Origin of the sequence: Paenarthrobacter sp. CC6 (assembly GCF_040560085.1) — a bacterium.
Classification (GTDB): Bacteria; Actinomycetota; Actinomycetes; order Actinomycetales; family Micrococcaceae; genus Arthrobacter; species Arthrobacter nicotinovorans.
The window spans coordinates 22,913-46,813 of record NZ_JARDAN010000022.1 but is presented as its reverse complement, the minus strand read 5'-3'; the positions used below and the strand labels follow the sequence as shown (position 1 = coordinate 46,813).

The 23,901-nt window shown below is 63.1% G+C and carries 26 protein-coding genes; 9 read left to right on the top strand and 17 right to left on the bottom strand.

Annotation, left to right across the window (positions count from 1 at the left end; all coding sequences use genetic code 11):
- Positions 1-118: 118 nt before the first annotated feature.
- A complete protein-coding gene (locus PV760_RS18620; protein WP_354628426.1) occupies positions 119-1,237 on the bottom strand; it encodes a histidinol-phosphate transaminase in 1,119 nt (372 codons plus the stop codon).
- 89 nt (positions 1,238-1,326) lie between these two features.
- Between PV760_RS18620 and PV760_RS18615 the strand changes: the two genes are divergently transcribed.
- Positions 1,327-1,755: a phage holin family protein gene (locus PV760_RS18615; protein WP_018779831.1), complete on the top strand. Its 429-nt coding sequence runs from the start codon at positions 1,327-1,329 to the stop codon at positions 1,753-1,755.
- 3 nt (positions 1,756-1,758) lie between these two features.
- Here PV760_RS18615 and PV760_RS18610 read toward each other — a convergent pair whose 3' ends face one another.
- Together PV760_RS18610 and PV760_RS18605 are read right to left on the bottom strand one after the other, a co-directional pair.
- Positions 1,759-3,105 (bottom strand): hypothetical protein, encoded by a 1,347-nt coding sequence (locus PV760_RS18610; protein ID WP_354628425.1) that lies wholly within the window; start codon positions 3,103-3,105, stop codon positions 1,759-1,761.
- Positions 3,105-3,416 (bottom strand): hypothetical protein, encoded by a 312-nt coding sequence (locus tag PV760_RS18605; protein WP_354628424.1) that lies wholly within the window; start codon positions 3,414-3,416, stop codon positions 3,105-3,107. Before PV760_RS18605 ends, PV760_RS18610 begins: the two co-directional genes overlap by 1 nt.
- Positions 3,417-3,583: 167 nt before the next feature.
- On the opposite strand from PV760_RS18605, the gene purB reads away from it, so the two are divergent.
- The 4 genes from purB (at position 3,584) to PV760_RS18585 (ending at position 6,994) form a co-directional block, all read left to right on the top strand.
- The gene (gene purB, locus PV760_RS18600) at positions 3,584-4,990 is read left to right on the top strand and encodes an adenylosuccinate lyase (RefSeq protein ID WP_354628423.1); all 1,407 of its coding nucleotides are present in this window, start codon (positions 3,584-3,586) and stop codon (positions 4,988-4,990) included.
- A 228-nt stretch (positions 4,991-5,218) separates the two neighbouring features.
- The gene (locus tag PV760_RS18595) at positions 5,219-5,875 is read left to right on the top strand and encodes a histidine phosphatase family protein (RefSeq protein ID WP_018779827.1); all 657 of its coding nucleotides are present in this window, start codon (positions 5,219-5,221) and stop codon (positions 5,873-5,875) included.
- 119 nt (positions 5,876-5,994) lie between these two features.
- Entirely contained in the window at positions 5,995-6,498 is a 504-nt protein-coding gene (locus PV760_RS18590; protein WP_354628422.1) for a GNAT family N-acetyltransferase, read from the top strand.
- Positions 6,499-6,559: 61 nt separating this feature from the next.
- Complete coding sequence (locus tag PV760_RS18585) at positions 6,560-6,994, top strand: acyl-CoA thioesterase (protein WP_018779825.1); 435 nt, start codon at positions 6,560-6,562, stop codon at positions 6,992-6,994.
- A gap of 122 nt (positions 6,995-7,116) precedes the next feature.
- Here the strand turns inward: PV760_RS18585 and PV760_RS18580 are convergent, their stop codons facing one another.
- The 5 genes from PV760_RS18580 to PV760_RS18560 form a co-directional block, all read right to left on the bottom strand.
- Positions 7,117-7,866, bottom strand: coding sequence for an SDR family oxidoreductase (locus PV760_RS18580; RefSeq protein ID WP_039243328.1), 750 nt, complete (start codon positions 7,864-7,866; stop codon positions 7,117-7,119).
- 83 nt (positions 7,867-7,949) lie between these two features.
- On the bottom strand, positions 7,950-9,290 hold the full coding sequence (locus PV760_RS18575) for an MFS transporter (protein ID WP_018779823.1): 1,341 nt from the start codon (positions 9,288-9,290) through the stop codon (positions 7,950-7,952).
- A gap of 54 nt (positions 9,291-9,344) precedes the next feature.
- Positions 9,345-10,358 carry a 5-oxoprolinase subunit C family protein gene (locus tag PV760_RS18570; RefSeq protein ID WP_018779822.1) on the bottom strand — a complete coding sequence of 338 codons (1,014 nt, stop codon included), beginning with the start codon at positions 10,356-10,358 and terminating at the stop codon, positions 9,345-9,347.
- Positions 10,355-11,092 carry a 5-oxoprolinase subunit B family protein gene (locus PV760_RS18565; protein ID WP_018779821.1) on the bottom strand — a complete coding sequence of 246 codons (738 nt, stop codon included), beginning with the start codon at positions 11,090-11,092 and terminating at the stop codon, positions 10,355-10,357. The genes PV760_RS18570 and PV760_RS18565 overlap by 4 nt, the downstream gene beginning before the upstream one ends.
- Before the next feature lies 1 nt (position 11,093).
- Complete coding sequence (locus PV760_RS18560) at positions 11,094-11,882, bottom strand: LamB/YcsF family protein (protein WP_354628421.1); 789 nt, start codon at positions 11,880-11,882, stop codon at positions 11,094-11,096.
- A gap of 264 nt (positions 11,883-12,146) precedes the next feature.
- On the opposite strand from PV760_RS18560, the gene PV760_RS18555 reads away from it, so the two are divergent.
- Together PV760_RS18555 and PV760_RS18550 are read left to right on the top strand one after the other, a co-directional pair.
- Positions 12,147-13,091: a LysR substrate-binding domain-containing protein gene (locus tag PV760_RS18555; RefSeq protein WP_039243331.1), complete on the top strand. Its 945-nt coding sequence runs from the start codon at positions 12,147-12,149 to the stop codon at positions 13,089-13,091.
- A gap of 124 nt (positions 13,092-13,215) precedes the next feature.
- On the top strand, positions 13,216-13,437 hold the full coding sequence (locus tag PV760_RS18550; protein WP_018779818.1) for a hypothetical protein: 222 nt from the start codon (positions 13,216-13,218) through the stop codon (positions 13,435-13,437).
- Between the two features lie 243 nt (positions 13,438-13,680).
- On the opposite strand, the gene PV760_RS18545 is transcribed toward PV760_RS18550, so the two are convergent.
- Both PV760_RS18545 and PV760_RS18540 read right to left on the bottom strand, forming a co-directional pair.
- Positions 13,681-14,355 (bottom strand): 4-carboxy-4-hydroxy-2-oxoadipate aldolase/oxaloacetate decarboxylase, encoded by a 675-nt coding sequence (locus PV760_RS18545; protein ID WP_018779817.1) that lies wholly within the window; start codon positions 14,353-14,355, stop codon positions 13,681-13,683.
- Positions 14,356-14,368: 13 nt separating this feature from the next.
- Positions 14,369-15,577, bottom strand: coding sequence for an aspartate transaminase (locus tag PV760_RS18540; protein ID WP_354628420.1), 1,209 nt, complete (start codon positions 15,575-15,577; stop codon positions 14,369-14,371).
- Positions 15,578-15,838: 261 nt separating this feature from the next.
- Between PV760_RS18540 and PV760_RS18535 the strand changes: the two genes are divergently transcribed.
- Both PV760_RS18535 and PV760_RS18530 read left to right on the top strand, forming a co-directional pair.
- Complete coding sequence (locus PV760_RS18535; RefSeq protein ID WP_354628419.1) at positions 15,839-16,351, top strand: hypothetical protein; 513 nt, start codon at positions 15,839-15,841, stop codon at positions 16,349-16,351.
- 83 nt (positions 16,352-16,434) lie between these two features.
- The gene (locus PV760_RS18530; protein ID WP_193590207.1) at positions 16,435-16,791 is read left to right on the top strand and encodes a nuclear transport factor 2 family protein; all 357 of its coding nucleotides are present in this window, start codon (positions 16,435-16,437) and stop codon (positions 16,789-16,791) included.
- 1 nt (position 16,792) lies between these two features.
- On the opposite strand, the gene PV760_RS18525 is transcribed toward PV760_RS18530, so the two are convergent.
- The 7 genes from PV760_RS18525 to PV760_RS18495 all read right to left on the bottom strand — a co-directional run bounded on the left by PV760_RS18525 (position 16,793) and on the right by PV760_RS18495 (position 23,818).
- Positions 16,793-17,239 (bottom strand): hypothetical protein, encoded by a 447-nt coding sequence (locus PV760_RS18525; protein ID WP_354628418.1) that lies wholly within the window; start codon positions 17,237-17,239, stop codon positions 16,793-16,795.
- Positions 17,240-17,302: 63 nt separating this feature from the next.
- A complete protein-coding gene (locus PV760_RS18520) occupies positions 17,303-18,106 on the bottom strand; it encodes an HpcH/HpaI aldolase family protein (protein ID WP_079582401.1) in 804 nt (267 codons plus the stop codon).
- Entirely contained in the window at positions 18,091-18,876 is a 786-nt protein-coding gene (gene hpaH / locus PV760_RS18515; RefSeq protein ID WP_018779811.1) for a 2-oxo-hept-4-ene-1,7-dioate hydratase, read from the bottom strand. Before hpaH ends, PV760_RS18520 begins: the two co-directional genes overlap by 16 nt.
- A 3-nt stretch (positions 18,877-18,879) precedes the next feature.
- On the bottom strand, positions 18,880-19,974 hold the full coding sequence (hpaD, locus tag PV760_RS18510) for a 3,4-dihydroxyphenylacetate 2,3-dioxygenase (RefSeq protein WP_354628417.1): 1,095 nt from the start codon (positions 19,972-19,974) through the stop codon (positions 18,880-18,882).
- A gap of 104 nt (positions 19,975-20,078) precedes the next feature.
- On the bottom strand, positions 20,079-21,590 hold the full coding sequence (hpaE, locus tag PV760_RS18505) for a 5-carboxymethyl-2-hydroxymuconate semialdehyde dehydrogenase (RefSeq protein ID WP_354628416.1): 1,512 nt from the start codon (positions 21,588-21,590) through the stop codon (positions 20,079-20,081).
- Positions 21,591-21,675: 85 nt separating this feature from the next.
- Positions 21,676-22,341, bottom strand: a complete 666-nt coding sequence (locus PV760_RS18500; RefSeq protein ID WP_018779808.1) for a GntR family transcriptional regulator — start codon at positions 22,339-22,341, stop codon at positions 21,676-21,678.
- Positions 22,334-23,818 carry a fumarylacetoacetate hydrolase family protein gene (locus PV760_RS18495; protein WP_502921449.1) on the bottom strand — a complete coding sequence of 495 codons (1,485 nt, stop codon included), beginning with the start codon at positions 23,816-23,818 and terminating at the stop codon, positions 22,334-22,336. Before PV760_RS18495 ends, PV760_RS18500 begins: the two co-directional genes overlap by 8 nt.
- Positions 23,819-23,901: the final 83 nt, after the last annotated feature.

The window sequence follows — 23,901 nt, the reverse complement described above, 5'->3', positions numbered from 1 at the left end:
GGGCAATTCTGTCGCTGGGATATATGCCCGTTCCGGAATGCATTCCGGAACGGGCATATTTTTGGCTTTCGTCCCTTACTTTATCGGCAGTAAGTTCGGTTGGCGCATTTGTTAACCGCTAGGAACCTTGCGGCGCCTTTGTATAACCTGCACAGAGATTCAGGAAACGCGTGTTGGCCTCCACCTCTCCGATGCTGACACGGACGCCCTCATTGGCGAAGGCGCGAACGGACAGTGCCTGCTCTGCCGCCAGGGCCGCAAATTCGGCGCTGTTCTCGCCCAGATTCAACCATATGAAGTTTCCTTGGGCCTCCGGAATGAACCAGCCCAACTCCCGAAGCCCGGCCGTCACGCGGTCCCGTTCATCGACGAGGCTTTGTACCCTTTCCACAACCTGGCTGAAATTCTCAATCGAGGTTACGGCTGCCCTTTCCGCAATTTGTGAAACCGCAAACGGCGTTGCGGTGACCCGGAGGTGTTGGGTAAGCGCCGGGCCGGACACGCTGTATCCAACACGCAAGCCAGCGAGCCCATGCGCCTTTGAAAAGGTTCGCAAAACCACCACATTGGGGTACTTGCGGTAGAGCTTGATGCCGTCAACGGCCTGGGGGTCGCGGACGAATTCCTGGTAGGCCTCGTCGATAACCACCACCACATTCGGGGGTACTGACTGAATAAAGCGCTCAGTTTCCTCGGCGGTCAGAATCGGCCCGGTGGGGTTGTTGGGCGTGCACAACAGAATCACCTTGGTACGTACGGTAACTGCCGCAGCCATGGTGTCGAGATCGTGCCGGCCGTCCGCCAGAAGAGGAATCTGAACACTGGCAGCGCCCGCCAGGCCTACGCAGATGGGGTACGCCTCGAAGGAACGCCACGCGTAGATCACCTCGTCTGCCTTGCCGTCGTCGTTTTGCCCGGCGAACGTCGCAAGGATTTGGTTCAGCGCTCCGAGGCTGCCGGCACCGGTGACGACATCGTCAGCCGGGACGTCCAGAAAGCCTGCAAGGGCGGTCCGAAGCTTCGTTGCCAGCGGATCGGGGTAGCGGTTGATGTCAGTCTGGTCCGCAATCGCCTGCAACACTGCAGGAACCGGAGGCAGCGGATTCTCGTTGGACGACAATTTATAGCTGGTGAGGCCTTCAATTGCTGCTGGTGGTTTACCGGCAGCGTATTTGGGAAGCCTGTCCACGACCGGTCGAGGGAGTACGCCCTCCGGTGCGTTGTCAGTAGTAGTCATGGCTTCAAGCCTACTTGCACCCCTCGCACGGCCGGAGTGACGGAGAAACCGCCCAGCCACGGCACAGGTGAGTGTGAAAGCATGGGGCCATGGGTTCATTCATCATCCGCGTCCTCATCAACGGGCTCGCCCTGTGGGTTGCAACCTGGCTGTTGCAAGGCATGGACATCACAACCAGCGCCACGGAGTCAGCGGCCGCCAATGCGGGACTGACGCAGGGCGCTGACACGGTGGGCATAATTTTGGCGTATTTGTTCATTGGGCTCATTTTTGGAGTGGTCAACGCCTTCGTGCGTCCCTTGGTGAGGCTTCTTTCGCTTCCCGTGACCATCCTGACCCTGGGCCTGTTCACCATCGTCATCAACGCGGCGATGCTGTACCTCACTGCGTGGCTTAGCACCTTCACCCCCGTACACCTGACTTTGGATTCCTTCTTCTGGACAGCCATCCTGGCGTCGATCATCATCAGCATCATCTCCATGGTGGCCGGGCTCATCCCTGGTACCCGTAAGCGGTAGGAATCATCGCGCTCCGGCCGTGGACCGTGATTCGGGAAGGGCAGGTACCGTCAGACTGCCCCTACGATCTGTCCGCGGATCCCGGGTCAGCTTGAACCGGGTAATCTTCGCCGCGCCGCCAACGCCCACGACTCCTGCGAACGCAGCAGTGGATGCAAGCAACGAAGGATCTCCGCTCGCGCTGACCAGCTCGGCTCCTTTCGCATAATTCTCCTGATCGTGCCCGGGGCCCAGGCCCGGATCTTCCCCTTCGGGAGTCTGGACGTGGTCCGTCAGCGTCACTGTCACGCGTTCCTTCGTGTCGGGGTTCATGTGCCCGTCCGTTCCGGGAACCCAATCCTGCACGTGTTCCAGATGCAGGGAGTTGATGCCGGGCTCGGGAACTATGCCTCCAACAGGAGCGCCGGCAGTAAGCACGAATTTGAGGTCGAACTCACTGAGGAACGCCTTGTCCCGGCCAAGGTTCATGGCGTGCACACCGCCCTGGCTATGCCCGACTGCCACCACCTGATCCCCTACTCCAGCCCCTGCTTCATGCAGGGCCTGCGCGACTGCGGGGATGACCTCCTCGGAGCCATAGCCGACTGCTTCGCCGATTCCCTGGATGTCCAGAGGGTTGGTTGAGGGCGTATGGGGCTGTGTGCCGGGTATCAGGACCATCCATGAGGACGAACCGTCGTTATCAAACTCGATCACCTCAATCTCGCCGTCGTTCCTGGCATAGACCTTCTCGAGACGCCGGAGACTTTCGGCCATGGAAGGCTGCACATCTTCCACGCTTTCGCTGACCTTCGCCACGCTGACCGGACGGGGTTGGAACGCTGCCAGCAACGGTGAACCGAGCACCAGCCCCACCACCGGCTCTGCTTCGAGACCCGGGGTGATCACCAGGTTGAGGATGTCCTCGGTAAGGTCACGTCCCGGTCTGAGGAAGTGGCCCGGGTCCGGGAACATCATTGCCCCTGGCCCAAGAAGATGGAGCCGGGTGTTCAGTGCCTCCGTCGTTGCGTAGTCCCGGTGACTGGCCCGCACGCTTGCGCTGACGTCGCACAGGTCCTGACGCAGGCGTCCTATGTCTTTCCTGCTTTCGGCCACGGCATCGATGGCCAGACAGCCCGAGTCATAGGAGTCGGAGAGATACGGCGTGAGTGCATCCTGAACGCGACGGGCCTCTTCCTCGATGCCCAACAGCTGCCCAACAATGTCATCGAGCCGGTCGGCCCCCCTCACAAGTTCTTCCAGTTGGAAAGAGATCCCGCCAACTCCTCCGCGGATGCCAAGGATTCCGTCGGGTTTCGGCGGAGAAGGCGTGGGCGCCGCGCCGGCACCCACCGGAGCCGCATCGGCCATCAGTATCCCCTCCCGCTCTGGAGGGAGACGTTCTGTGAGTGCCTCAGCACTACCGCGGCGGCGCCGTCCAAGTTCTCCCGCGCCCGCATAAGGGCAGAAGCATGGATGGCGATCGTGGTCCGGTACTCACGGCCCGCCGGGGACTGCCATTCCTCCAGCTGAATCTTCCGCAGGGAGGCAAGGACGGTATCTGCCTGGTCGACGCAGGTCTTCATTCGCCATGCAAGCCGTTGGACTTCGTGGCTCCGGGAAGCACATCCCGAAGGATCGAAAGCGGGTGGATTGGCTGCAGGCATCACGCCGAGGCTCATGTGGGTTGTACTCCAGTGGTCGTTCTGCTGATCGGTAGCCAAAACGCTACGGACGGGCAGAGGCCGACGGAAGTATCGACGTCGCGTATGTGGATAATCTGACGGGTCGTCCACATAGCCCCGTCATCGACGCCGGCCTCCGCGCCGGGCATGAAAGAATAGGCACCATGGCTGAATCCCCTCGTGTGTCCCTCGCTTCCGAACCTCTGGCTCTTGGCGCCCTTGACGGCCGCTACCGTGCCGCCGTCGCACCCCTCGTGGACTACCTGTCCGAGGCCGCGCTGAACCGCGATCGCGTGCACGTCGAAGTCGAGTGGCTCATCCACCTGACCAGCCAGTCTGTTCTTCCGGGCGCCGGTCCGCTCTCCGACTCCCAGATTGCCCAGCTGCGGGCCATCGTCACCGAATTCGACGCGTCGTCCGTCGCCGAGCTCGCAGAGATCGAAGCCGTTACCGTCCACGACGTGAAGGCTGTCGAGTACTATATCGGCCGCCGGCTGCCCGCCATCGGCATCGAAAACCTGACCGCCATGGTTCACTTCGGCTGCACCTCCGAGGACATCAACAACCTCTCCTACGCTGTGGGAATCAAGGGTGCTGTTGAAGATGTCTGGCTTCCCAATGCCACGGCCTTGGTAAAGCAGATCGAGGCCATGGCCGAGGAAAACCGCTCCGTGCCCATGCTCTCCCGCACGCACGGCCAACCGGCCACGCCCACCACTCTCGGCAAGGAACTGGCGGTCATTGCACATCGCCTCAACCGCCAGCTCGCACGCATCGCCAAGACCGAATTCCTGGGCAAGATCAACGGCGCCACCGGCACTTACGCCGCCCATGTCGCATCTGTGCCGGGCGCTGACTGGGAAGCTGTCGCCAAGTCTTTCGTGGAAGGGCTGGGCCTCACGTGGAACCCGCTCACCACTCAGATCGAAAGCCACGACTGGCAGGCCGAGCTGTACGCCGATATCGCACGCTTCAACCGCATCCTGCACAACGTGTGCACGGACATCTGGAGCTACATCTCCATCGGCTACTTCCGCCAGATCCCGGTGGCCGGAGCCACTGGTTCATCCACCATGCCGCACAAGGTAAACCCGATCCGCTTCGAGAACGCCGAAGCCAACCTGGAAATCTCCAACGGTCTCCTGGACACCCTGGGCGCAACACTGGTCACGTCCCGCTGGCAGCGTGACCTCACGGATTCCTCTTCGCAGCGCAACATCGGCGTCGCGTTCGGCCACTCGCTGCTTGCGATTTCCAACGTCGCCAAGGGTCTCAAGGCCCTCGATGTAGCCGAGGAAGTCCTGGCCGGCGACCTCGACACCAACTGGGAAGTCCTGGGCGAAGCCATCCAGATGGTCATGCGCGCCGAAGCCATCGCCGGAGTCGAAGGCATGGAAAACCCCTACGAACGGCTCAAGGACCTCACGCGCGGCCAGCGGGTGGACGGTGCCCGCATGCAGGAGTTCGTTCAGGGCCTGGGCCTCTCCTCTGAGGCTGAAGCACGTCTGCTCGCCCTGACGCCGGGCAAGTACACAGGCATCGCTGACAAGCTCGTGGACCACCTGAAGTAGCCAAAGCAACGCACAGCGTTCGACGGCGGCGGGCGGGGCTGGGAGCCTTGGCCCGCCGTCGTGGTTTAACCTGCCGCTGACCGTTGGGGCGTCGACACGGCGTGTCGGGTCCTTTCCGGGCCTTCGCGACTGATTGGCTGGAACCAACCCGGGCTGCGGCACAGTACGCAGGACACACAGCCCGGATGGAACGCCGGCCAGACGAAACGATGTAAGGAGCGGGGCACCATGAAGCTCCTGTTGATCAGGCACGGACAAACCCCGGGCAATGTTGCGGGCCAGTTGGATACAGCCTTCCCCGGCCCGGGCCTGACGCCACTCGGAGAGCGCCAAGCGGCCGCCCTTCCTGAAGCACTGGCAGACGAAGCCATCGACGCCCTCTACACTTCTACTTTGCTACGCACCCAACGCACTGTTTTGCCGCTGGTCAAGGCCACCGGGCTGCAGCCAACCATCCTGGACGGCGTCCACGAGATCGAAGCCGGCAGCCTGGAAAAGAAGACCGATCACGAGTCGCACATGCGCTACATGAGCACGGTATTCGCCTGGACCGACGGCGACTTGGACGTACGCATGCCCGGGGCGTTCGCGGGGCACGACTTCTTCGCCCGCTTCGACGCCTCGGTGGAGCAAGTGGCGGCCGCCGGGCATCAGACCGCGGTGATTGTCAGCCACGGAGCAGCAATCCGTTGCTGGGCCGGCCGCAGGGCTTCAGACATCGACGCAGTGTTCGCCCGAACGCACCAGTTGCCCAACACCGGAATTGTGGCCCTCGAAGGTGACCCGGCAAGCGGTTGGCGAGTCCTGCACTGGGACCAGATCCCCGTTGGCGGTATGGCACTGACGGACCAAACCTCCGAGGATCCCACAGGCGAGGCACTGTAACGCTGGAGACGGGCAGTATTTCTCCCGACGCTTACGCGCAGGAAACACCACGGTAACCCCGGCTACCTAGGCTTAAGTCGCATAGACACCTCCCCGAAACCCGGCGAATTGAGGCATAAATGCAGACCAACCCACGGCTCAACATCCGGCAGGTCACGTGGGCCAACCCCGTAGGTGCCGACCTTCGAGCCGCGCAGCAGGCAGAACTGGATTCACGTTTCGGAAGCACTGACCACGAACCCGGGCCTCCCCCATCGGAAGCCGATACCGCAGTCTTTGTGGTGGCTTACGAGAAGTGTTCCGGCCAACCGCTCGGCTGTGGCGGCCTGAGGATGCTGGACGAGAACACGGCAGAGGTAAAGAGGCTCTACGTGTTTCCCTATGCCCGTGGCTCGGGAGTGGCGAGCTCAATCCTTGCCGCACTCGAAGCCCAGGCACATTCACACGGATTCACGGTGATCGCAGCCGAGGCAGGTTCAGCCCAGTCGGACGGCCGCAGCTTCTACGAAAGCGCGGGCTTTGCGGCCGTGCCCAACTTTGGTCCCTATGTGGGCGTCAACGAGTCGTATTGCTATTCCAAGCGCCTGGACTCCCACAGTGCTTCACACACAGCAATGGCCTAAGCGGGACCGTCGCCGGCGCAACATCCAGCATGGAGTTGCGCCGGTTCGATAATCTCGGATTATGGAAAAAGCAGACATCACCTTTCGGACCCGTAAATGGGTTCGGCCCGAGGACCTTAACGCCAACGGCACGCTCTTCGGCGGTAGCCTGCTGAAGTGGATCGATGAAGAGGCCGCGATCTACGCCATCCTTCAACTCGGCAACGGCAGGGCCGTCACCAAGTACATCTCGGAGATCAACTTCGTGAGCTCCGCAGTCCAGGGCGACCTCATCGAGATGGGGCTGACGGCCAAGCACTTCGGCCGCACGTCCTTGACCATGCGGGCCGAGGTGCGGAACATGATCACGCGGCAGGCCATCCTGACCATCGAGGAGATCGTGTTCGTCAACCTCGGAGCTGACGGGCGTCCCCAGCCCCACGGTTACACGGAGATTACCTACGACCGCGACCGGATCCCCACCCACCACCTGACCGAGACGCTCGACGAAGACTGAACCACCCGCCGTCGTGCAGCCTTCAAACTGCAGTTAAACGGGTGCTGGCGGCCGCGAATACGCGGCCGCCAGCTTGTATTTCCGGCGACGGGAGTGAGTGCCGCCGGAACCTGTGAGGCGCTTTAGCGCCGGTCGAACGTCAGCCCGCCGGGTACCTGGAACGTCGGCATGAGTTCGAGCATGCCTACGTTGACGTGGCGGGGCGTTTCGATGGCGTAGTCCAGCGCATTGACGATGTCGTCCGTGGTCAGCGACTCGTAGCCCTCGTAGTAGGTCTGCCAGGCTTCTTCCATGGCCTCGGGCGTGCCACCGAGGTTGCGGCCGAAGATCTCGGTCTCCACGCGGCCGGGGCAGATTTCGGTGACGCGGATGCGCTTGCCCACGGTGTCGTTCCGGAGCTGGCGGGAAATCTGGTGCACGGCGGCCTTGGTGGCGTGATAGACCGTGTGCCCGTAGAAGTTGTACAGACCAGCGATCGAGCTGATGTTGATGACATGGCCAAGATCGCGCTCCACCATGCCCGGCAGCACCAGCCGGGTGAGCTGCAGCAGGCCGCGAAGGTTCACGTCCACAAGCTCGTCAATGTCTTCCTCGGAGGAATCCAGGATGTTGCCCGGTCGGGAAACACCGGCGCAGTTCACCAGGACATCCACCTTGAGGTCACCGACGACGGCGGCCAGCGCGGCCGTGTCGGTCAGGTCGACTACGTGCGGGATGGCTCCGGTGCGGTCGGCCAGTTCGGCGAGGCGTTCCTCGTTGCGGGCGACGGCGTGGACTGTCAGGCCGCGCTTCGCGAGGCGCTCCGCGATGGCGGCACCCATCCCGGTTGACGCTCCGGTGACGAGGGCGGTGGTGTAGTCGGAAAAAGACATGGTGTCCTCCAGAAGGTGGGGAATCGGTGGGCCGCTGTGCGCCGGACCGGTAAGGCCCGGCGCACAGCCGCTAGGTGGTGTGGCTAGGCGTCGCGGAGCGGTTCGTGGGCTCGGTCCTTGACCGTGCTGACCGCGATGAGCGTGCCGAGGGCGGTGATGACTGCGTAGAAAGCAGGCATGTAGATGTTGCCGGTGCTGCCGATCAGCCAGGTCATGAGCAGCGGGGCGGTGCCGCCGAACAATGCCGAGGAGATGTTGTAGCCGAGACCGTAAGCCGAGTAGCGGACGCGGGTGGGGAACAGCTCGACGATCAGGATATGGATGACTGCGGTGTGCCCGGCGAAGACGATGGCCATGATGCAGGCGCCGAGGATGGCCAGGCCCATTTCGCCGGTGGCGATGAGGGCGTAGGACGGAATGCCGAGGACAGCCATGGCGATCGCGGAACCAGCGATGACTTTCTTGCGGCCAATGCGGTCGGACAAGGCGCCCATGAACGGGATGGCGATGCAGATGACCACCAGGCTGCAGGCGGTGACGAGGAGTGCCTCACCGATGGTGAAGTTCAGCTGCTTGCCCTTGAGGAACGTCGGCATGTAGGAGAAGAGAACGTAGTAGCCGGAGCCGTTCATCAGCGGGATGAAGAGGGCCAGGAGCATGGCACGGCGGTGTTCTTTGGACTGGAAGGCTTCCTTGAGGGGGTTCTTGGAGAGGCCGCCCTCTTCCTTGAGCTTCTCGAAGTTCGGGGTGTCGCTGATGGCCTTGCGGATGTACCAACCGATGATGCCCATGGGGATGGCGACCAGGAACGGGATGCGCCAGGCGAACGCACCGAAGCCGCCGCCGTCGATCGCTGCCTGGGTGAGCCACGGCGACATGGAGTAGGCCACCAAAGTACCGGTGAGCAGCGCTGCGAAAGAGGCAATCTGCGCGTAGGAAGTGATGACGCCGCGCTTGCCTTCAGGGGCGTGTTCAGCGAGGAACGTCATGGCGCCGGCAGCTTCGCCACCAACGGAGAAGCCCTGCAGAAGCCGCAGGAGAACCAGCAGGATGGGAGCTGCAACACCGATTGCTGCGTAAGGGGGAAGCAGGCCGATACCGGCGGTGGCGACGCTGATCAGGAGGATGACAAAGACCAGTAGTTTCTGCCTGCCGATCCGGTCGCCAAGGTAGCCGCAGACCACTGCGCCGAGGGGACGGACAAAGAAGGAGACCGCGTACCCGGCGAAAACGAAGAGCAGGGCGTTGTCCGGGTTGCCGGGCGCCAGGAAGACCAGGGCCAGAGTCCCTGCCATGAAGGCGAAAATGCCGTTGTCGTACAGTTCCACGAAGATGCCAACGCACCCTGCGGTGACAACCTTGCGGGTTTGGCGGCCCGTGAGCCGCTCATGCTGCACTGGAGCAGCATTGGTGCTTGCGGTCATGACTTTTCCTTACTGGGATGAGCGTAGCAACGCCTACTGGTTGACGACAGGGTTTTAGCTGCATGCCGCAACTGGTAGGTCCTGCCACTGGGGACGGCATCCAATGCCGAGGAGTCCGAAGACGGTGTGGACGGATTCGCGGAGGGTCTCAAGCTGAGCCCGCGAGCGCCTGTGGGCGGCAGTTGCTTCTGCCACTGTGGTTTTCCGAAAACGGACTTTGTCCCCTGGCCTCGCTTGGGCCAGGACATCCAGTCCGGTGCTGGTAACCACTGCAAGGACGGGATATCCGGCGGTGACGCCGCGTCCCCGGTGCAGTACCAGCAGCTCTTCCCTTGAGGGAACCTCGACGGCGCCCACTGGCACGCCGCGGGAAAGGACCTCACCGCTTGAGGTTCTTTCCGGAAGTTCTCCGCCAAGCCGCAGGCCTATGTGGTTGCTGCGGCCGCTGACGGCGTACTCGGAGGTGAAGAGCAGTTCACCGGATTCGCCGAACTCGGCGACGTCCGGCCCGTCGGTCACGTCGACCAACAAGTCTGAACCCATGCCCGGCCTTTCGAGGCCGAGCCGGAAAAGGGGAAGGTCGAAGTACGGCTGACGTACAGGTGTCACGCTCCGACGGGTGACGAGCGCGGTTCCTTCCTTGAGCTGGCGTCCGAAGCCCACGACGGTGTCCGGGGCGGCACTGCCAAGCAATGTCTCGGCCTCAATGGAGCCGTGGACGGCCAGGTAGGCACGGAGTCCGCGGTGGATCCCGCGGATGGACACGGATTCGCCCGCACGCACCGAAACGGGTTCCCACTGGCTGCATGCTCGTCCGCCGACGGTCAGGGTAAGGGGTGCGCCGGTCACAGCGATCAGGACATCTGTGTTCGCGGTCATCCGAAAGTCGAGGGCCGTGATCTCCACCAGGGGATCGTTGTCAGGATTTCCGGCCAGGATATTGGCGGCGCGCGCTGAATACTGGTCGAGGGCGCCGTTCACGGGAAGTCCGAAGCGGGGGCCCCGGGTCCTGCCGAGGTCCGTCACCACGGAGTTTCCCGGCTGCTGGATCAGGATCCGGCCGCTCATGGCAGGCGTTCCAATTCCAGCGGTTCCAATTCCCGGCCAACGAAGTCGTTGAAGTCTTCGCTGCGGATCTGCCGGAACCGCAAAATGTCGCCGGGCTTGTACGGGACCAACGGTTCCTTGCGGATGTTCAGCACGGAAAGCGGTGTCTGGCCAATCACGCACCAGCCACCCGGAGCAGCGGCCGGAGCGATGACTGCCTGGCGTCCGGCAACGGACACCGCACCTGCCGGGACGCTGAGCCGGGGATCCTTCAACCGGGGTACAGGCCTGGGGAACGCGGGACCGTCCATCATGGGCGAACCTGCGGGAGCGCCCAGGCATCGTACGGTGTAGGTCTTTTCAGTGTGGAGCCGAATGACTTCTCCGGTTGAAATGCCTTGATGCTCCGCAACGAGTTCCAGGTCCGGACCGAAGTCGCCACCGTAGACCACGGGGACATCGAATTCACGGGGCGCCTGCGCTCCCTCGGCTGCATGGCCGAGCTCCAGCAGCCCCAGCTTGACGAAGGCGCGCACTTGGCGGGCCGAAACCAGGATGGGATCGAATTCCACCAGGACGGAGTCGTAGGTGGGAACGGCACCGTAGAGACCTTCGGCGCCGCAGCTTTCCAGCCAGTCGGCCAAGCGGTGAACTGTGAGCCAGTTGTCTTCGTTTGCTTGAGAGATGGCCACGACACGCAGTGCGGAGTCACCTGACTCGTAGATCTCGGTGGGGGCCACTGTCAGGACGGTCATGTCAGGCCGCCTTCTTCCTGGCATCCATGACCTCGGCCAGCGGGGCGATGCGAACACCGGCGGAGATGAGCTCGGAACGGATCAGGCGGGCCAGTCCGACAGCGCCGGGGTTGTCCCCGTGGAGGAGGACTGTGTCGACGTCGATATCCATGTCAGCGCCGTTGGCGCAGCGAATCTTGCCGTCAACCACCATGCGGAGCGTCCGGTCCACGATGTCGGCGGGATCATGCAGCACAGCACCGGGTTGGCTCCGGGGAACCAACGTCCCGTCTTCCTGGTAGGCGCGGTCAACGATGCCGACAATTGCCACGTCCAGCCCGGCGGCGCGTGCAGCCACAGCCAGTTCGCCTTCCTGGGCCACCACCACGAGTTCGTTGTCCACGCGGGCCGCTGCCTCGGCCACGGCTTGGGCGTAATCGGCCCGGACGGCAACGAGGTTGCCGAGCCGGCCGTGGGGTGCCAAGTGCGTGACCTTGGTGCCGTGGAATGCGGCGAAGCCATTCAGCGCGCCCACTTGGTACACGACGTCGTTCTGAACTTCACCGGCCGAAAGGCCCATGTCCCGCCGGCCGAAACCCCGCAGGTCCGGGAAACCCGGATGGGCCCCGATTCCAACTCCACGTCGCACGCATTCGCCAACAGTCGCGGCCATAATGTCCGGATCGCCGGCATGGAACCCGCATGCGATATTGGCGCTTGAGACGATCTCAAGGAGTTCGGAATCGTCGCCAATGGTGTAGGCGCCAAATCCCTCTCCGAGATCCGCTACAAGATCAATTATCGGGTTCACGTGGTTCTCTTTTCGTGGTTTTGCCGTGGAATTGAATTCCAAGGAAACGGCGGGTGAGTTCAGGATTCCCCTCCATTGCCGGATGTTCTTTCCAAAAGTCTCGCACCGGTCAACCACGCGGCACAAAGACCTAATAGTTATCCCGTAATAGCTCTCCGTTATGACCTGCACCACCCTGTACTGTGGCTTGGGTCCCACCGGCCCCGGATAGAATTTCCCTAACGCATGCCACCCGGGGACGTGGCCCTCGAGGAAGGCAGACCAATGGATACGCGCAAGCTCTCATACTTCGTGCAGATCGTTGACTCCGGCAGCATTACCAAGGCTGCTGCGGCGCTCCACGTGGCACAGCCCGCCCTGAGCCAACAGGTATCGGCACTGGAAAACGACCTCAAGCAGCGCCTCCTGATCCGCAGCAAACAGGGCGTTGAGCCTACCGCGGCGGGACACACCCTCTACCGGCACGCGCAGTCGATCCTCCGGCTGGTGGAGCAGGCGCGGCAAGACGTCGCCACCTCCGGCGCAGCACCCTCCGGCCGGGTTTCCATCGCGATTGCGCCCTACAGCATGGCCTCCAGCCTGACGCCGCAGATCATCAGCGAAGTCAGCCGGCGCTATCCGGATATCGTGGTGCACTTGACCGAGATTTTCGGCGGGGTGTTGAGCGAAGCCATCAAGAACGGCCGCCTGGACATGGCACTCATCTACGAGCCCGGAAAGATCCGCGGAGTGCAATTCACCACCATGATCGTGGAAGACCTGCACTTGGTGGTCCATCCGGACCTGGACGTGAACCACGGCGAGGATACGGTCACGCTTGCGGAAGCCAGCAAGGTGGGACTCTTCCTTCCGGAGAAGAACCACACCCTCCGCCAGATCATCGAGAAGGGTCTCGCCGAACAGGACCTGCCCCTCAAATTGGTGGGCGAAGTCGAGTCGGTACCGTCACTGACCCGCCTGATCCGGGCCAACCTGGGTGGCACTGTGTTGCCCAAGTCGGCTGCCGACGCACTCTTCCCGGACCAGGACTTCAAGGTGCTGCGGATCGTCGAACCCGGGCTGCAGAGCAAGATCGCCCTCTGCACTCCCGACCACGAGCCGCTTTCCGAGGCGGCCTCAGCCGTGCTCATGGTGGTCAAGGAAATGCTGCACCAGCAACTGATCAGGAAGTACGGAACCGACCCCGTGCAGCTGCCGGCCCATCCATAACAAAGCCTTATCCGGACAGACGGCTTTGGTCTTATTCAGGACCGTTTTAATTTCCTAATATCGAATCAGTAGGGAATTCAAAAACAGCTCACGGACACCGCGGGCACGTTCAAAGGAAAAAACGGTGAAAAAGATCAGCACGACCGGATGGGTTTCGAATCCAACCCGTGGAACGATCAGCGCACGAACCGGATTCCACTGCCCGCGGAATGGTTTTTGGCGTCCCATCGGTGGCATCGGTGAACCATTGTTTGTCTTCGAAGGCAGCCTGATGCCCGCACACTCCGGAAACAGCATCGAGTGGCATCTGGTGGATACCCGCCCCGGCCACTCCGGTCTCGACTGAGCGGCGGCCGCAGGGCAGCCGCCAGACCCGGCCACCCGCCGTCGTACTTCCACCGCCTCTGCACCGGACCGCTTAACTCGACCGCACCAAGGCGCCCTGCCCCCGGCAAGGGCGCCTTTTTCATGCCCGCGGCCCTGATCGTGCCACAAACCAGTCTTGCCGCAAACCGCTCGTGCCGTAAACGGGCACGCCAAAGGGCCGGCCGCAACGCCACGGACGCGCGGCCGGCCCCTTCGCCGAAGATCAGTCCTCTACCAGGAGGCCCTTTTCCTTGAGCTTCTCCGTCAGTCCGCAGAGCTCAATGGTGTTGCCGCCGTCGTGGTAGAGCTTGATGAGTTCGCGCTCGTGGTCATCGCGTGCTTGGGACAGCGCAATGACTTCCTCGGCCTCTTCGCGGCGGACCACCACAACGCCGTCAGCGTCGCCGCGGAGGATGTCGCCCGGGTAGATGATTTCGTCGCCGAAGACGATGGGGTGGTTGATCGGGCCGAGGGTTTCCTTGACGGTGCCCTTGATACTGACGCTGCCGGAGAACACGGGAAGGCCGAGTTCAATCAAGTCCTGGGTATCCCGCACGCCGGAATCAGTGACCATGGCAGCGATCCCCTTGGCTTTCATCGCGTTGCCCAGGACATCGCCGAACGTGCCGGCCTCGGCCATTTCCTGCGCGCCGACCAGGACCACATCGCCGGCCTGGGCATAGTGGATGGCGACCTGGAGCATGAGGTTGTCCTGTGGTGCGCAGGCGACAGTGACGGCCGGGCCGCAGAAGGACATGGAACGGTCGATTGGCTTGATCCTGGAGCTCAGCGCGCCGCGGCGGCCCTGTGCTTCGTGGATGGTGGCAGAGGAAAACTTGGCGAGGCGGCTGACGACATCGGCGTCGGGGCGCTCGAACTTGGTCTTGACGTGGATCATTGTCTGGATCTTTCTAGTTGAGGGCGTTGACGGCATCGCGGATCGAGTCCACACCGGCGTTGATGGTCTCCAGCGAGGTAGCGAAGGAGATCCGGAAGTAGGGACCCAAACCGTAGGCCGAGCCCTGGATGACGGCCACGCGGGCGGCGTCCAACAGGTAGAGCGTAAAGTCCTGGTCGTTCCCGATGACCTTGCCGTCGGGCGCGGTTTTGCCGATTACGCCTGAGCAGTTCACATACGCGTAGAAGGCGCCTTCGGCCGGCGCAACGGACAGGCCATTGATGGCGTTGAGGCCCTCGACGGCGGCGTCCCGGCGTTTGCGGTAGACCTCCACCGAGTCACGGACGAAGGACTGGTCACCGTTCAGCGCCGCGACTGCTGCGGCCTGGCTGATGGACGACGGGCACGACGACGTCTGCGACTGCAGTTTGTTCATGGCCGCAATCAGGGGTACTGGACCCACTCCGTAGCCGAGCCGCCAACCGGTCATGGCATAGGCCTTGGAAACTCCGTTGACCAACAGGACGCGGTCCTTGAGCGCCGGGACGGCTGTGACCAGGCTGGTCACGCGGCCGTCGCCGAAGTGGACTTCGTCGTAGATCTCGTCGGTGAGGATGAAGACGTGCGGATTCTTCCCGAGGACCTCCCCGAGCTCCTGCAGTTCCTCACGCGTGTAGACGGCCCCGGTCGGGTTGGACGGAGCGTTGAGGATGAGCCACTTGGTTTTGGGTGTGATGGCCGCCTCCAGTGCGGCCGGTGTGAGCTTGAAGCCCGTATCCTCGCCGCACGGGACAATCACCGGAGTGCCGTCATTGGCCAGGACCATGTCCGGGTAGGAAACCCAGTACGGCGCGGGGACGATCACTTCGTCGCCCTGGTTGAGCGATGCCATCAGTGCCACGTAAAGGACCTGCTTCGCTCCGCCACCGATGGTGAGCTGCTTGGCGTCATAGCGATGTCCGGCGTCCCGCTCGATCTTGTTCAGGATGGCGGCCTGCAGCTCAAGGGTGCCAGTGACCGACGTGTACTTCGTCTCGCCGGCGTTGATTGCCTTGATGGCGGCGGCCTTGATGTGGTCAGGGGTGTCGAAATCCGGCTCGCCGACCGTGAGGTCGATGATTTGGACGCCTTCGGCTTTCAGTTCGCGGACGCGGGCGGCAGCGGCGACGCTGGCTGAGGCCTTGATGCGGCTGACCCTCGACGCCGGCAGGAACTCGGACATGTCTCCTCCAGGAATGTGGAACCCGGGACGCGCGGATTCGCGGATCCCTTTTTCGAGACTAAGGACTGAAAGGGGGCTCTGGATAAGACCTAATGTGCGTGGATCTATAAGGGAGTCTTATGACCGAAGGCGGCACCACACCCATGCACTTTGCTTATGGGTTCACGCGGTATTGGTATTTCCGCGGTTTGCTGGACTCCGCCTAGATTCGAAGGGTTGGAAGTGTCCGCGCAGCGCCCGTTCGTGACCGAAAGGTAGCCCATGCCAACCCATACCCGGTCAACCACAGCCCGGTACTCATACCGCGCCCGTGCACCACGAACCGAGGCTCCGACTCACGTGGAACGCGCCAAACTCGTGCATGCACTGGCCCTGCACCGGCAACTCCTGAGCCATGCTTCCAGCGCTATCCGCAACCTCACCGCCGCCAGGAACGAGTTGATTGCGCAAGCTGTGGAAGACGGGTTGGGGTTCGCGACCATTTCCGCAGCGACTGGCGAGAATCTCCGCACCGTCCGAACCATCGCTTTGGCTTATGACGATCTCCATCCGAGCGGACTTCCCCGGCAAGCCCAGTTGGCTGCGTTGAAGACCAAAAGCCGTGAGCTTCGTGCGGCCGAGAGGCACCGCGAACAGATCACGGAGCGGCGGGAAGCCCTGATTGTGATGGCACTCCGAAACCACGTGTGTGATGATCTGGAACTCGCGTCACTGACGGGGCTCACTCCGGACCATATCCGCCGGGCAACCCGGGGAATCGCACGCCCGGCCTAGTACGCCCGGCTGGCCCTCCCCGCCTGGCCGTCCCCGGCTGGGCACCCGTTGAACCCCACCCCAGCGGAGGGTAGAACGGGTACATGACCAACGACGTGAACTCCTGGATGGACCGGTACGAACGCGCATGGACCTCGAACGAGCCTGACGACATCCGGGCGCTCTTCACCGAGGACGCCACCTACTTCGACAAACCCAACACGGAGAAACCGTGGAATGGCCACGAAGAGATCGTCAAGGCGTGGGCAGACGCAGGCGACAAGCCTGAGGACTGGACCTTCGAATGGACACTCCTGGGGCAGGACGGCGATACCGCTTTCGTCCAAGGCGTGACCACATACCTCAACGGTGAGCCTACCTATGACAACCTTTGGGTGATCCGTTTCGCCGACGACGGCCGCGCCCGTGAATTCACCGAGTGGTACATGGCGCGCAAGTAGCTCAGGATCGGTCAGCGGGGCGGATCAGCACATTCTTTTGGATCTGGCTCCAGCCTTGGTACTTCGCTTGGCCGGCGTCGACGTTATCGTTGATGAGCTTCGCTTGTGAACCGTCAAACACAGTGAGGGTGAGGATCTCCTCACCTGTGGCAACCGCCGCGCAGCCTGCCCTCCATCGCTCCGGGAGTCCGACCGGCACCGCATACAGGCAAGCGGATCCGCCTGTCTTGCTCTTGGCCCCGTAGTACTTCACGTCATCATGGGTAGCCAACAAACGGGCCGACCCCGGCTCGACCTCAAGATCCACTCCGGTGAGGCTCACGGGCTCCGGAAGCTGGTCCTCCGCCGTCGCTTCCCTGGCCAGGACGTCCGGACCTGTTGGCGACGAACAACCGGCCAGCCCCAACGCGGCAACAACGGCAACTGTAGCGACGACACGGCGTTTCATGGCTCTGCCCCCTCAGGCTCTCGTGCCGTCCAGCCTAGCCCACCCCCTCTGGTCCAGTAGCTGTCAGTAGCTGTCGCGCTCCGCCGCTTCGGGCACGGGGATGAACGTCTTGGCAAACCTCTCCGACTCGCGGGCCAGCACCGCCACATCGGCACCGACCAGCACAAAGGAGGCACCGGCGTCGAGATAGGCACGGGCGGTATCAGGGTTGAAGGCGTTCACGCCGGCAGGCTTGCCGGCCGCTTTAGCGGCTTCCAGGCAATGCTCGACGACGGCCCTCACCAAGGGATTCTCCTGCTGTCCCAGCAGGCCCATGGACGCGGCGAGGTCCGAGGGGCCGAGGAAGATGCCATCCACGCCGTCGACGGCCAGGATCTCCTCCACGGCCGAGGCCGCAGCCTCGGATTCGATCTGGACCGTGAGGCTGATGGACTCGGAAGCAGCAGCCAGATAGTCCGGGACGCGGTTCCACCGTGAAGCCCGGGCCAGTGCGGATCCGACGCCGCGAACACCATGCGGCGGGTACCGTACAGCAGTAACCGCAGAGGCTGCCTCAAACGCAGAGTTCACCATGGGGATCAGCAGGTTCTGCACGCCGAGGTCCAGGTACTGCTTGATGACCACGGTGTCATTGACCGGTGGCCGGACCATGGCCTGCACGGGGTAACCGCTGACGGCGTGGAGCTGGGCAAGGATCGATTCGAGGCCGTTGGGACTGTGCTCCGCGTCGATCAACACCCAGTCCAGACCTGAACCGGCGCAGATTTCCGCCACCAGCGGGCTACCGGAGCAGACCCACATCCCGGCCAAGGGGCGACCTGCGTCTGAGAGGGCCGAGTAGAAGGTGGGGTTCAGCTGAAGTGACATGTCACGACTCCCAACGGTCCGTAATCCGCGTGCACGGTATCACCTTTGTACACCCACAGGGGGCGGGTAAACGAGCCCGCCAGGATGATATCTCCGGCCTTCATCGAATCCCCGTGCGCGGCGATCTTGTTGGCCAGCCAGTGCACTCCATTGGCCGGGTGGTCGAGCACGCCGGCCGCGACTCCGGTCTCCTCGACGGTCTGGTTCTTGTACAGGATCGCGGATACCCAGCGGAGGTCGACGGCGTCAGGCCGCACCGGTCGTCCACCCACCACCATGGCCCCCATCGCGGCGTTGTCGGAGATGGTGTCCACGATGGTCCGGCCCTCCATTTCGATCCTGGAGTCCAGGATTTCGAGGGCCGGAACCACGTAGTCGGTGGCATTGAGGACATCGAAAATAGTGCAGCCGGGCCCCTTGAGGCCGGACTTCAGCACGAAGGCCAGCTCCACCTCCACCCGTGGATGGGTGTACTTGTCCCACTCCACGGAACAGCCGGTCTCCAGGACCATGTCATCGAAAATGGCGCCGTAGTCGGGCTCGGTGATGCCGGTGGCAGCTTGCATGGCTTTGGACGTGAGGCCGATCTTGCGCCCCACCAACGTGCGTCCGGCTTCCTCGTTCCGCCGCATCCATAGCTGCTGCACGGCGTAGGAGTCCTCCACCGTCATGTCGGGGTAACGCGCGGTCAGGCGCGGGACCGGTTTACGGTTCCGGCCGGCTTCGAGGAGCTCGTCGGCAATGGCTTCGATCGTCTTCGCGTCCAACATGGCCTAGACCTGGGCTCCCAGCTTGAAGCCCTCCGCCGTATCTGAAGCGCCCTCGGGACGGGTGTAGGAGAACCCGTCGGCGCCCACGGTGACGGCCATTTCGGACTTGTCTTCGCGCTCGATGATGGGCTGCGGGTTGCCGGCGAGGTCCAAGACCAGGGAGGCCTCGGTGTACCAGGACGGGACCACGGGGTTGCCCCACCAGTCGCGGCGCTGGTTGTCGTGGACGTCCCAGGTGACGGTGGGGTTGTCGGGATCGCCGGTGTAGTAGTCCTGCGTGTAGATCTCCACACGGTGGCCATCCGGGTCAAGGATGTAAAGGTAGAACGCGTTGGACACACCGTGGCGTCCGGGACCGCGTTCGATCCGGTCCGAGATGCGCAGGGCACCCATCTTGTCGCAGATCTGGATGATGTTGTGCTTCTCGTGCGTGGAGAACGCGATGTGGTGCAGGCGGGGTCCGTTGCCGCCGGTCAGGGCGGTATCGTGCACGGTCTGCTTGCGGTGCATCCACGCGGCGTAAGTGACGCCGTCGGAATCCTTGATGTCCTCGGAAACGCGGAAGCCGAGGTCCTCCAGGTACTTACGGCCGCGGGGAACGTCCGGGGTGACCTGGTTGAAGTGGTCCAGGCGGACCAGTTCCCCGGCGGAGTAGAGGTCGTAGCGCTGGGTGAGGCGTTCGACGTGCTCGACGTCGTAGAAGAACTCGTACGGGAAGCCCAGCGGATCCTCGACGCGGACGGAGTCGCCCACGCCCTTTGTGAAGCCCTCCTTGCGGCGCTCAACGCGGCAACCCAGCTCGCGGTAGTAGGCCTCGGCGGCGTCGACCTCGGCCGGGGACTTCACACGGTAGGCGAAGGCAGCAGCTGCGGCGACCGGGCCCTTGCGGAGGACCAGGTTGTGGTGGATGAACTCCTCGAAGGAGCGCAGGTAGATGGTGTTCTCGTCCTCTTCGGTGACGTGCAGGCCCAGCAGGTCCACGTAGAACGCGCGGGACTTCTCCAGGTCCGTGACTACGAGTTCCAGGTACGCGCAGCGGACGATATCCGGAGCCGGGACTGTGGGAGTGGGGATGGGGCCGGTGAATGGGTTGCTCATGGGATTCTCTCTTCGTTGAAAGGGGTCATTTGGATGGATTTTTTGTACAGGTACGGCCCTTTAGAACGGGTTTTAGGGGCGTTATCTGTACAAAAACTCCGAGTTTAGGCGCCGAATTTGGGTGTGTGGACCGAACCGAGCGTGATGTGCACGGCCTGCTGGTCGGTGTAGAAGTCGATGGAACGGTAGCCGCCTTCGTGGCCCAGGCCGGAGGCTTTGACGCCGCCGAACGGGGTGCGGAGGTCGCGGACGTTGTGGCTGTTGAGCCAGACCATGCCGGCTTCGACGTTCTGGGAGAAGTTGTGGGCCCGGGTCAGGTTCTGGGTCCAGATGTAGGCCGCCAGGCCGTACTTGGTGTTGTTCGCCAAGGCGAGGGCTTCGTCGTCGTTCTCGAAGGGCGTGATGGCCACGACGGGACCGAAGATTTCCTCCTGGAAGATCCGCGCGTCAGGCTCGACGTCGGCAAACACCGTGGGTGCGATGTAGTTGCCTTCAGGCAGGTGGTCGGGCCTGCCGCCACCGGCCAGGAGCCGGCCTTCGGACTTGCCGATCTCCACGTACGATGCCACCTTGTCGTAGTGCTCCGGGTGGACGAGTGCGCCGACCTGGGTCTTGGGATCGTGGGGATCGCCCACCACGATGTTCTTGGCCCGGGCTGCGTACTTTTCGCAGAATTCGTCGTAGATGGCGCGCTCAACCAGGATGCGGGAGCCGGCGGTGCAGCGTTCTCCGTTGAGGGAGAACACCCCGAACAGTGCCGAGTCGATCGCAGCGTCCAGGTCGGCGTCGGCGAACACGACGCACGGGGACTTGCCGCCGAGTTCCATGGACAGGCCTTTGAGGTTGGCGGCTGCGTTGCGGAAGATCGTCTGGCCCGTGGTGGTCTCGCCGGTGAAGGAAATCAGCGGCACGTCCGGGTGCTTCACCAGTGCATCGCCGGCTTCTTCACCCAGGCCGTTCACCAGGTTGAACACGCCATCAGGCAGGCCGGCGTCCTTGAAAATCTGCGCCCACAGCGACGCAGAGAGCGGCGTGAACTCGGCAGGCTTGAGGACCACGGTGTTGCCCGTTGCCAAAGCCGGGGCGAGCTTCCAGGACTCCAGCATGAAGGGCGTGTTCCACGGCGTGATGAGGCCTGCGACGCCGATCGGCTTGCGGTTCACGTAGTTGATCTGCGAGCCCGGAACCTTCATGGCGTCGTCGAACTGGGCCACGATCAGGTCCGCGAAGAAGCGGAAGTTCTCGGCGGCGCGCAGGGCCTGGCCCTTTGCCTGTGTGATCGGCAGGCCGGTATCGAACGTCTCCAGCTCGGCGAGGCGTGCTTCCTGCGCTTCAACGGCGTCGGCGATCTTGTTCAGGACGCGGGCACGTTCGCGCGGCTTCATCTTCGGCCACGGGCCGTTCTTGAAGGCTTCGCGGGCGGCGGCCACGGCGAGGTCGATGTCTTCCTTCTGGCCGGCAGCCGCGGTGGCGTAATTGCCGTTGGAGACCGGATCCAGGACGTCGAAGGTCTTACCGGACACGGAGTCAACGAACTCGCCGTTGATGAAGTGCTGGATATGGGTGGGCAGGTTTTCGGGAATGTAATGCTTGTTGGTTTCTACCGAGGTCGTCATCGTTGTCTTCCTTTTCTTCCAACGCGGGGTCACTTATGGCCCATTCGAGGTGGGTTTATGGGCCATAAGTGACCCCGGGTTGCTTTTAGGTGGTGGTGGAGAGGTATGCGTCGAGGGTGGCGGCGCGGTGTTGGCGGGCTGCTTTTTCGATGGTGTCGGCGTCTGCTCCGGACTCGATGAGCTGCAGCAGTGCTTCGTGTTCGCGGACTGATTCCTGGGCGCGGCCGGGGACGAACCGGAACGTGGAGGACCTCAGCGAGGCCAACCGGTTCCAGCCCCGGTGGACCAGGTCGAGGATGTGCGGGTTCGGGCAGTGTTCAAAGAGGACACTGTGGAAGTCCTGGTTCAAGGCCGTGAAGCGGACGGGATCGAAGTGTTCCAGGCACTCACGCATCTCTTCGTTCACAGCACGTGCCCGGGCAATCGCAACCGAATCGATCAGCGGAGCCGACAATGCCGTGGCGGCACCTTCCACGATGCTCAAGGTCTGCATCGTGTAGAGGTACTCGGTGGGGTCGATCCCGGAGACCGTGGCTCCCACGTTCCGTTCGAACTTCACCAGTCCTTCGGCCTCCAGCCGGCGGATCGCCTCCCGGACCGGGACCACGCTGAAGCCCAGATCTTCGGCGATCTTTGCGAGCACCAGCCGGTAACCCGGCGTGTAGGTCCCCTCGACGATCCGCGCTTTGACGGCGGTATAGGCCTGCTGGGACTTGCTTTGGGCGGCACTTTCGACGGCGGTTTCAGTCACTGTGGGCTCCTTCCGCGGCATGCCGGCGGGCTGACCATTCCTGGTAGCGGGCCTGCCATTCGGCGTTCATCGGATACAGCCCATCAACGCTGTTGCCTTCCTGGACCATCTGGAAGATGAACGTCTCTTCCTTTTCCTGGGCGATGCAGTCGTCCACGAGTTCCTCGGCGATGGCCGGCGGGATCACCAGGATGCCGTCCGAGTCGGCCACGATGATGTCCCCGGGCTGGACGGTGGCTCCCCCGCAGGCGATGGTGATGTCCGTGTCCCAGGGAATGTGCCGGCGTCCGAGGACTGCCGGGTGCGGATTGGCGAAGTACGTAGGCATCTCCAGGTCAGCGACTGCCGAGTAGTCGCGGACGCCGCCGTCGGTAATGATTGCAGCGGCCCCCCGGACCTGGGCACGCAGCGCCAGGATGTCCCCGACTGTGCCGGTGCCTTTCTCGCCGCGGGCTTCCATCACCAGGATTTCGCCTTCGTTCACGGAGTCGATCGCGCGCTTCTGGGCGTTGAAGCCGCCGCCGTGGGTCTTGAAGAGGTCCTCGCGGTTGGGCACGTAGCGCAGGGTCCGGGCCAGGCCCACCACTTTGCGGTCGGGTTGGGTGGCCTGCAGTCCGTCAATGCTCACGTTGTTGAGTCCGCGCTTGCGCAGCTGGGACGACAGGGTGGCGGTGGCAACAGACTCGAGTTTTGATTTCAGTTCCGGAGTCAGCACGGAAACGGCAGCCGCCGGTTCCGAAGCCTGAAGTCCGGCGGCTTCGCGCGATCCGTACGCCTCTTCCCGCTGCATGTCATCAGCCTTGGGCCGGGCACCAAAGTCCGCGAACGGCGTCGTACCTTCCGTGACTTTGGTGGTCAGGCGGCCGCTGCTGAACCCACCGCCGGTGACCTCAATTTCGACGACGTCACCGGGCTTGGCAACGGAGGCGCCGGCGGGGGTGCCGGTGAGGATGATGTCGCCCTCTTCGAGCGTGAGCAGCTGGGAAAGGTCCGCGACGAGCCGCCCGAACGGGAAGAGCAGGTCCTCGGTGGTGTCGTCCTGGACCAACTCGCCGTTGTGCCAGGTGCGGATGGTTAGGGCAGCGGGATCAACGGCGTCGGCAGGGATCAGCGCCGGGCCAACGGGGGTAAATCCGTCGCCGCCCTTGGACCGGACATTGGAGCCCTTGTCCGCGTAGCGGAGGTCGTAGACGCCGAGGTCGTTGGACGCGGTCACCCACTCGACGTGGCTCCATGCATCCTCAAGGCCGACACGACGGGCGGACTTGCCGATGATAAGCGCGATCTCGCCCTCGTAGCCCAGCAATTCACAACCTGCCGGACGTTCAACAATGCCGGGGGCCTCAGCCGAACCGAGCGCCAAGGACGAGGAAGGCTTCAGGAAGTACGACGGCTGCTGCGGGGTACGTCCACGCTGCGCGGCACGGCTGGGGTAATTGATGTGGACCGCAATGACCTTGCGCGTCCGGGCCAGCATGTCCTGGCTGACTTCCTCGGTCCGGAACTCCAGTGTCACGGCGCCTCCTCCTGATAATTATCTGATCGCCCCAGTTATCGAGT

What these genes read in the sequence shown, in the direction of transcription:
- PV760_RS18590 (WP_354628422.1), top strand. Translation starts at nt 5,995, where the DNA reads ATGCAGACCAACCCACGGCTCAACATCCGGCAGGTCACGTGGGCCAAC.
- PV760_RS18580 (WP_039243328.1), bottom strand. Translation starts at nt 7,866, where the DNA reads ATGTCTTTTTCCGACTACACCACCGCCCTCGTCACCGGAGCGTCAACC.
- PV760_RS18555 (WP_039243331.1), top strand. Translation starts at nt 12,147, where the DNA reads ATGGATACGCGCAAGCTCTCATACTTCGTGCAGATCGTTGACTCCGGC.
- PV760_RS18535 (WP_354628419.1), top strand. Translation starts at nt 15,839, where the DNA reads ATGCCAACCCATACCCGGTCAACCACAGCCCGGTACTCATACCGCGCC.
- PV760_RS18615 (WP_018779831.1), top strand. Translation starts at nt 1,327, where the DNA reads ATGGGTTCATTCATCATCCGCGTCCTCATCAACGGGCTCGCCCTGTGG.
- PV760_RS18545 (WP_018779817.1), bottom strand. Translation starts at nt 14,355, where the DNA reads ATGATCCACGTCAAGACCAAGTTCGAGCGCCCCGACGCCGATGTCGTC.
- PV760_RS18565 (WP_018779821.1), bottom strand. Translation starts at nt 11,092, where the DNA reads ATGACCGTCCTGACAGTGGCCCCCACCGAGATCTACGAGTCAGGTGAC.
- PV760_RS18570 (WP_018779822.1), bottom strand. Translation starts at nt 10,358, where the DNA reads ATGAGCGGCCGGATCCTGATCCAGCAGCCGGGAAACTCCGTGGTGACG.
- PV760_RS18605 (WP_354628424.1), bottom strand. Translation starts at nt 3,416, where the DNA reads ATGAGCCTCGGCGTGATGCCTGCAGCCAATCCACCCGCTTTCGATCCT.
- hpaH (WP_018779811.1), bottom strand. Translation starts at nt 18,876, where the DNA reads ATGTTGGACGCGAAGACGATCGAAGCCATTGCCGACGAGCTCCTCGAA.
- PV760_RS18525 (WP_354628418.1), bottom strand. Translation starts at nt 17,239, where the DNA reads ATGAAACGCCGTGTCGTCGCTACAGTTGCCGTTGTTGCCGCGTTGGGG.
- purB (WP_354628423.1), top strand. Translation starts at nt 3,584, where the DNA reads ATGGCTGAATCCCCTCGTGTGTCCCTCGCTTCCGAACCTCTGGCTCTT.
- PV760_RS18495 (WP_502921449.1), bottom strand. Translation starts at nt 23,818, where the DNA reads ATGCTGGCCCGGACGCGCAAGGTCATTGCGGTCCACATCAATTACCCC.
- PV760_RS18620 (WP_354628426.1), bottom strand. Translation starts at nt 1,237, where the DNA reads ATGACTACTACTGACAACGCACCGGAGGGCGTACTCCCTCGACCGGTC.
- PV760_RS18585 (WP_018779825.1), top strand. Translation starts at nt 6,560, where the DNA reads ATGGAAAAAGCAGACATCACCTTTCGGACCCGTAAATGGGTTCGGCCC.
- PV760_RS18595 (WP_018779827.1), top strand. Translation starts at nt 5,219, where the DNA reads ATGAAGCTCCTGTTGATCAGGCACGGACAAACCCCGGGCAATGTTGCG.
- PV760_RS18530 (WP_193590207.1), top strand. Translation starts at nt 16,435, where the DNA reads ATGACCAACGACGTGAACTCCTGGATGGACCGGTACGAACGCGCATGG.
- hpaE (WP_354628416.1), bottom strand. Translation starts at nt 21,590, where the DNA reads ATGACGACCTCGGTAGAAACCAACAAGCATTACATTCCCGAAAACCTG.
- PV760_RS18540 (WP_354628420.1), bottom strand. Translation starts at nt 15,577, where the DNA reads ATGTCCGAGTTCCTGCCGGCGTCGAGGGTCAGCCGCATCAAGGCCTCA.
- hpaD (WP_354628417.1), bottom strand. Translation starts at nt 19,974, where the DNA reads ATGAGCAACCCATTCACCGGCCCCATCCCCACTCCCACAGTCCCGGCT.
- PV760_RS18575 (WP_018779823.1), bottom strand. Translation starts at nt 9,290, where the DNA reads ATGACCGCAAGCACCAATGCTGCTCCAGTGCAGCATGAGCGGCTCACG.
- PV760_RS18520 (WP_079582401.1), bottom strand. Translation starts at nt 18,106, where the DNA reads ATGTCACTTCAGCTGAACCCCACCTTCTACTCGGCCCTCTCAGACGCA.
- PV760_RS18610 (WP_354628425.1), bottom strand. Translation starts at nt 3,105, where the DNA reads ATGGCCGATGCGGCTCCGGTGGGTGCCGGCGCGGCGCCCACGCCTTCT.